General features: G+C 76.6%; 3 protein-coding genes. All 3 read left to right on the forward strand.

The window, feature by feature from the left end; translation table 11 throughout:
- The first annotated feature begins 81 nt into the window (after positions 1-81).
- The 3 genes from ACFZBX_RS35310 to ACFZBX_RS35320 all read left to right on the forward strand — a co-directional run bounded on the left by ACFZBX_RS35310 (position 82) and on the right by ACFZBX_RS35320 (position 7,387).
- Positions 82-2,742, forward strand: a complete 2,661-nt coding sequence (locus ACFZBX_RS35310; protein WP_391537907.1) for a SpoIIE family protein phosphatase — start codon at positions 82-84, stop codon at positions 2,740-2,742.
- A gap of 200 nt (positions 2,743-2,942) precedes the next feature.
- Positions 2,943-5,549, forward strand: coding sequence for a SpoIIE family protein phosphatase (locus ACFZBX_RS35315; RefSeq protein ID WP_391537908.1), 2,607 nt, complete (start codon positions 2,943-2,945; stop codon positions 5,547-5,549).
- A gap of 95 nt (positions 5,550-5,644) precedes the next feature.
- Positions 5,645-7,387, forward strand: coding sequence for an ABC transporter family substrate-binding protein (locus ACFZBX_RS35320; protein WP_391537909.1), 1,743 nt, complete (start codon positions 5,645-5,647; stop codon positions 7,385-7,387).
- Positions 7,388-7,475 lie beyond the last annotated feature (88 nt).

Consider the following 7,475-nt stretch of genomic DNA (forward strand, 5'->3'; position numbering starts at 1 on the left):
TACGGGGGCGGGGGAGCGAGACGGGCGGGCGCGGGGGGAGGCGCCGGCGCCCGCGCCCGGCTGCGCCGCGGCGCGGACCGGGTGCTGAACCGCCGCCGCGGCGAGGGCCCGCCCGACGGAGCGGCGTCGGCCCGGCCGGTGCAGCCCGCCCCGTCACTCACGGTGCCCGACGCGGCCCCCCAGGCAGGCCTGCGCAGCCGCCCGGGCCGGCCGTTCCCCGGCGGCCCGCGCGCCGTCCCGGAGGCCCCCGGCGCCGCGGGCGAGCGCGCGGAGGGCGGCAACCTCTTCGACGTGGTCCGGGTGGCCATCGCGATCCTCGACACCGCCGGCCGCGTGGTGCTCTGGAGCCCGGCCGCCGAGGAACTGCTCGGCTGGCCCAACGAGCTGCTGGTCGGCCGCCGGATCGACGAGCTGGTCCCCGACGAGGACCAGGTGGGCCGGATCAGGGCCGCGATCCAGGACACCCTGCGGCACGGCCGCTGGGCCGGCCCGGCCGAGCTGCGCGACCGCGAGGGCGCCCCGGTGCTGGTGGACGCCCGGATCTCGCTCCTGGTGGACGGCGACGGCACCCCGTTCCTCCAGGTCAACCTGGCCGAGGCGGAGGCCGTCCGGGCGGTGGAGCGGGACCTCGCGGTGCGCGACGCGCTGTTCGAGCAGTCCCCGCTGGGCATCGCGATCCTCGACACCGAGCTGCGCTACACCGCCGTCAACCGGACCCTGGCCGAGATGAACGGCGTCACGCCGGAGGACCACGTCGGCCGCACCGTCGGCGAGACCCTGCCCGAGCGGGCCGCCGACGAGATCACCGCGATCCAGCGCCAGGTGCTGGCCACCGGCGAGCCGGTCATCGACGTCACCCTCGCCTCGCCGATCACCGCCCGCTCCGGCTACCGCTCGGTCTCCTACAGCCGGATGACCGACCGCGCCGGCCGGGTCCTCGGCATCTCCGGCACCGTCATGGACGTCACCGAGCGTTACCGGGCGGTGGCCAAGGTCGAGCACGCCCGCCGCCGCCTCTCGCTGCTCAACGAATTCGGCTCCCGGGTCGGTGACCTGCTGGACGCCTCGCGGATCGCGCAGGAGCTGGCCAGTGCGGTGGTGCCGAGGCTGACCGACCACGCCGCCGTCATCCTGCTCCAGGCCGTCGCGCACGGTGACGACCTGCCCCGGCACGGCCATGACCGCCGCACCTCGCTGCTCCAGCTCGGCACCGCCTCCGTCCAGGACGGCCCCGAGGTGGAGGTGATGCTGCGGCGCGGCGCCCGGATCACCTTCGCCGAGGACTCCGCCTGCGGCCGGGTGCTGCGCACCGGCGTGCCCGAGCTGCTCTCCGGCGCCGACCAGCTGAGCGACGTCACCTACGCCGGCGACCCGAAGATGCAGGCCGCGCACGACCTGGGCGTGCACTCGATGCTGGTGGTCCCGCTGCGGGCCCGCGGCATCGTGATCGGCCTGCTGCTGGTCAGCCGGGCCGGCTACCGCGAGGGCTTCGACCGGGACGACCTGGCCTTCACCGTCGAACTGGCGGACCGGGCCGGCTCCTCGCTGGACAACGCCCGGCTGTACGCCCGCGAGCGCACCGCCGCCCTCACCCTCCAGCGCACCCTGCTGCCGCAGCAGGTGCCGCAGCCCACCGGCGTCGAGGTCGCCTACCGGTACGTGCCCGGCAGCAGCGGCACCGAGGTCGGCGGCGACTGGTTCGACGTCATCCCGCTGCCCGGCGACCGGACCGCGCTGGTGGTCGGCGACGTGATGGGCCACGGCCTGCGGGCCGCCGCGACGATGGGCCGGCTGCGCACCGCCGTCCGCGTGCTGGCCGCCCTCGACCTGCCGCCGGACGTGCTGCTGCGGCACGTCCACGAGCTGGCCGACGACCTCGCCCAGGGCCCGGACGAGGCACTGCTCGCCACCTGCGTCTACGCGGTGTTCGACCCGGCCACCGCGACCCTGACCGCCGCCAAGGCCGGCCACATCCCGCCGGTCCTGGTGGTGCCGGGCGACGGCGCCGACGGGCCGACCCGCAACGGCGGCCCGCTGCCCGGCGGCGCCGGCCGGATCCTGGAGCTGCCCTCCGGCGCCCCGCTCGGCGTCGGCGGCGTCCCCTTCGAGGCCGTCGAGCTGAAGATCCCCGAGGGCAGCCTGCTGGCGCTCTGCACCGACGGCCTGGTGGAGTCCCGGGACAAGGACCTCGACGTGGGCCTCGGCCGGCTGCTCACGGTGCTCCAGGAGCCCTACGCGTCGATCCAGGCGGCCTGCGAGGCGGTGCTGGACACCATGGAGCAGGGCCGCGAGCCGGACGACGTGGCGCTGCTGCTGGCCCGGCTCGGCCACGGGCAGGCCGGCACCCCCACGGCGGGCTGGACCCTGCCCGCCGAGCCGACCGCCGTCTCCCGGGCCCGCCGGCTGGTCCGCGCGACGCTGGCCGAGTGGGGCGTCGAGGAGCTCACCGACACCGCGGAGCTGCTGGTCAGCGAGCTGGTCACGAACGCCGTCCGGTACGCGAGCGCGCCGATCGGGGTGCGGCTGACGCTCGGTGAGACGCTGCTGGTGGAGATCTCCGACCCGCTGCCGGACCCGCCGCGCGAGCGGCACGCGGCCGAGGCGGACGAGGGCGGGCGCGGGCTGGAACTGGTGACCATGCTGGCCCTGCACTGGGGGGCCAGGGCCGAGGGGATGGGCAAGGTGGTCTGGTTCGAGCAGGCGCTGCCGGGCACCCCGGAGGCGGAGGCGGCCGGGGGCTGAACGGGGCGTCGGGAAGGGCCCGGGGGAGCGCGCGCCCCGGTAGGGGGCGCGAGCGTGGCATTGTGGTTGCGCGGGCGGTAGGACAAAAACCTTCGCCCGATCTGATGTTGTGATGTTGAGGGCGTGTGAACGTACCCCTCGATGATGAATACTCGGTCTTCTCGACATCCGGACGGTCGCGGGTTTGGAGGGGTCGGTCCGTGAACAGCACCCCGGCGCGCAGTGCGCCGAGCAACAGCGGTCATGCCGCTGTACCCGGGCAGGCCGGCGCCCAACACGTGCCCGCCCCTGCCCACCACCATCTGCCCGCACCCGCCCGCGCCCCGCGGCCGGCGACCGGGGAGCAGCGGTGGGGTGCCGGTGATCCGGGCTCGATCTACGACTACATCCGGGTCGCCACCTTCGCGATCGGTCCCGACGGCCGGATCAGCCAGTGGAGCGACCGCGCGGCCGAGTTCTTCGGCGTCCCCGCCGTGGAGGCGGTCGGCGCCGACCCGGTGACCACCTTCGTCCCGCGCGAGCTCTGGCAGCGCGGCCGCGCCCGGCTGGAGCGCACCCTGGCGGGCGAGGAGTGGGTCGGCACCACCCCGTACCGGCACGCCGACGGCGGCGAGGGCCTTGCCGAGCTGTACCTCATGCCGGACAGCGAGCTGCCCGCCGCCGGTGCCACCTGCCTCGCGGTCGACCTCGGCCGGCTGCGCCGGATCGAGACGGATCTGGCCGCTTCCGAGGCGGTTTTCGGCCAGACTCCGACCGGCTTCGTCCTCTTCGACGACCGGCTCCGCCTCCAGCGGGTCAACGACGCCTTCGCCTCCGGGATGGGCCTCGCCCCCACCGACCTGGAGGGCCTGACCGCCCACGACATCTTCCCCGGCTCCGAGGCCGACCGGCTCACCGCCGCCCTGCGCAAGGTCCTCGCCAGCGGCGAGCCCGTCTTCGACCTGCGCTTCCACGCCGCCGTCCCGACCCGCGAGGGCAACCGGCTCTGGGCCGTCTCGCTCTACCGCCTCAACGGCGCGGCCGGCCAGCCGATGGGCGTCGCCGGACAGGTCTCCGACGTCACCAGCCGGCACGTCGCCGAGCGCGAGGCCGACGGCGTGCGCCGCAACCTCGCACTGCTCAACGAGGCCAGCGCCCACATCGGCTCCACCCTCGACCTGGAGACCACCGCCAAGGAACTGCTGGACGTCGTCGTCCCGCCGTTCTGCGACCTCGCCACCGTCGACCTCTACACCGCGCTGCTCTCCGGCGAGACCGTGCCCAGCGCCGGCCGGCTGGGCGACAACGTGCTCACCGACGGCAGCGGCGAACTGCGCCGGGTCGCCGTCTCCAGCGTCGTCGGCGGCGCCTCCTCGGTGCTCGGCTCGGTCACCGGCCTGCCCATCGCCGAGGCCGGCGGTACCCTCTGCTACCCGCGCCGCTCCCCGCATGCCCGGGCGCTGCGCACCGGCCGCAGCGTCGTCCCCGAGCCCGGCCCCGACCCGCTGCTGCGCTCCACCCTGATCGTCCCGCTGGTCGCCCGCGACCAGGTGCTCGGCCTGGTCCAGCTCTCCCGGGCGATCGGCAGCGAGCCCTTCGACGCCCGCGACGTCGCCATCGCCGAGGAACTCGTCGCCCGCGCCGCCGTCTGCATCGACAACGCCCGGCTCTACCGCCGCGAGCACGAGCGCGCGCTGATCCTCCAGCGCAGCCTGCTGCCCCCGGGCAACCCGGTCGCCAGCGGCCTGGAGATCGCCTGCCGCTACCTGCCGAGCAACAACAACACCGAGGTCGGCGGCGACTGGTTCGACGTCATCCCGCTGCCCGGCAACCGCACCGCCCTGGTCATCGGCGACGTCATGGGCCGCGGCCTGCGCGCGGCCGTCGCCATGGGCCAGCTGCGCACCGCCGTGCGCACCCTGGCGATGCTCGACCTGGAGCCCGGCGAGGTGCTGGCCGCGCTCGACGAGATCGCCCGCGGCCTCGGCGACGACACCGCCCCGACCGGCCGCTCCAACCCGTACGGGCGGCTCACCTCCACCGCCGACGAGGAGGCCCGCGAGGTCTACCTGGCCACCTGCGTCTACGCCGTGTACGACGCGGTCACCCGGCGCTGCACCTTCGCCAACGCCGGCCACCTGCCGCCCGTCCTGCTCGGCCCCGGCGAGCCGGCCCGGATGCTGGACGTCCCGCCCGGCCTGCCGCTCGGCGTCGGCGGCGAGCCCTTCGAGGAGGTCGAGCTCACCCTCCCGGACGGCGCGGTGCTCGGCCTCTACACCGACGGCCTGGTGGAGAGCCGCAAGCACCAGCTGGACGAGGGCCTGAAGGCCTTCCGCACCGCGCTCTCCGACGGGGGCAAGGGCCTGGAGGACCTCTGCGACCACGTCCTCGGCGAGCTCAACCCGCACCACGGCGAGGACGACATCGCGCTGCTGATGGCCAAGGTGCACGCCTTCCCGGCGGACGCCGTCGGCCAGTGGTTCCTGCCGCCCGAGCCCACCTCGGTCGCCAAGGCCCGCGAGGCCGCGTGCAGCTGGCTGCTCGCCCGGGGCCTGGACGAGCTGGTCGACACCACCGAGCTGCTGGTCAGCGAGCTGGTCACCAACGCGCTCCGGCACGGCCGGGGCGAGATCCGGCTGCGGCTGCTGCGCGACCGGACCATGGTGTGCGAGGTGTGGGACGACGGTTACGCCCAGCCCCGCCAGCGGCGCGCCCACGAGACCGACGAGGGCGGGCGCGGCCTTCAGCTGGTCAGCCTGCTCGCCGAACGCTGGGGCAGCCGGCGCACGCCCAAGGGCAAGATCGTCTGGTTCGAGCTGGGACTGTAGGGGGCGGTCCCGCGTACCGCTGATCGGGTGCTGTCGCCCGTCCGGGCGCCGTGTCGGGGCCGCCGGGCGCGCGGGGGCGGCGTTCGATGGCCGCCATGCGCGCCCGCCCCCCTGTCGCAGCCGCCGCGCTGCTGCTCGCCCTCGGTGCCACGGCCGGCTGCCTCGGCGGCCCGGTCCCGGCCCTCACCGGCCGGACGCCCGACCCCGCGCCGCCCGCCCCGGCCGTCGTCACCGGGGACGTCCGCCCGGCCGACCGGGCCGCCGTCCGCGACGGCGGCACCCTGCGCTGGGCCGTCGACTCCGTCCCGGCCACCCTGAACGTCCACCAGCCCGCCGCCACCGCCGACTCCGCCCTGATCGCGCACGCCCTCTACCCCGCGCTGTTCCGGCCGGACGCGCACGGCGAGTGGACGCCGGACCCGGACTACCTCACCGCCGCCGAGTCCACCCCGCCCGGACAGCTGCCCCAGGTGGTCACCTACCACCTCAACCCGCGCGCCGTCTGGAGCGACGGCACCCCGCTCTCGGCCGCCGACCTGATCGCCCAGCGGGCCGCGCTCTCCGGCCTCGACCCCGCCCACCCCGCCGCCGGCCCCGCCGGGTACGCGGCCGTCGACTCCATCGTCCAGGGCGCCGACCCGCACGAGGTCAAGGTCACCTTCCGGCAGCCCTGCGGCGAGTGGCAGGCCCTGTTCGGCCCGCTCTACCCCGCCGCCGAGACCGCCACCGCCGCCGCCTTCGGCCGCGCGCTGCCCGGCGGCACCGCCCACCCGACCGCCGGCCCGTTCCTGGTCGACGGGTACGACCCGGCGGGCGGAAGGGCCACCCTGGTCCGCAACCCGTTCTGGTGGGGCGAGCCGGCCAAGGCGGACCGGATCGAGTTCCTCGCCGTCCCGGCCGAGCGGCGCACCGGGGAACTGGCCCTGGGCCGGCTGGACCTCGCCCCGCTGACCACGGCGGTCGAGCGCGCCGGGGCCGACCCCGCCGAGGCGCTGCGGCTGGCCGGGTCGCTGCCCGGCGTCACCTTGCACCGGGCCGCCGGGACCGGCCTCGCCCAGCTCACCCTGAACGCCGGCCGTGAGACGCTCACCGACCCGGTGCTGCGCCGCGCGCTGGCCCGGGCCGTCGACCGCCGGCACGCCGCCGACGCCGCGCTGACCCCGTTCGGGCTGCCCGCCGCGCCGCTCGGCCACCACCTGCTGGCCGGCGACCAGCCCGGCTACCGGGACGACGCCGACGCGCTGGGCGGCGCCGATCCCGGGCGGATGCTGGACACGGCCGGCTGGAAGCGCCCCGCCACCGGGGGCACCCGGGCCCGCGGCGGCCGCGAACTGGCGCTCACCCTGCTGGTCCCGGCCGGCTCGGGGACCCTGCGCCGGGCGGCCGACGCGGTGGCGGCGGACCTCGGCGCGGCCGGGGCGGCGGTCCGGGTCACCGAGGCGCCGGCGGACGCCTTCGTCCGCGACCGCCTGGCCGCCGGGGACTGGGACCTCGCCCTGTTCTGCTGGCCGGCCGGCCCCGGCCCGGCCGGCGAGCAGCGGCCCGTCTACGCCAAGCCCCGCCCCGGCCCGGACGGCGTCCCGGTGGCCGGCCGCAACTACGCGCGGGCCGGGACGGAGGAGATCGACCGCCTCTTCGACCGCGCCGCCGCCGAGGCGGACCCGGCCGCCCGCCGCTCCCTTCTCCAGGAGGCCGACGTGCGGATCTGGCAGCTGGGCCACTCGGTGCCGCTCTTCCAGCGCCCGGAACTGATGGCGGTGCGGGACGGCGTGGCGGGTACCGGTGTCCGGGGCCTGGCCCGCCCGCGCCTCCAGGACCTGGGCTGGTCGGCGCCCTAGGGCGTGTCTTGCGGATCTTTGCCGGGTCCGCGGCGCCGGGGCACGCACCTCGCCGCGTTGTCGTCGGTCGCCAATGCTCCGCAGTGGC

It is taken from the genome of Kitasatospora sp. NPDC008115, assembly GCF_042957205.1.
Classification (GTDB): Bacteria; Actinomycetota; Actinomycetes; order Streptomycetales; family Streptomycetaceae; genus Kitasatospora.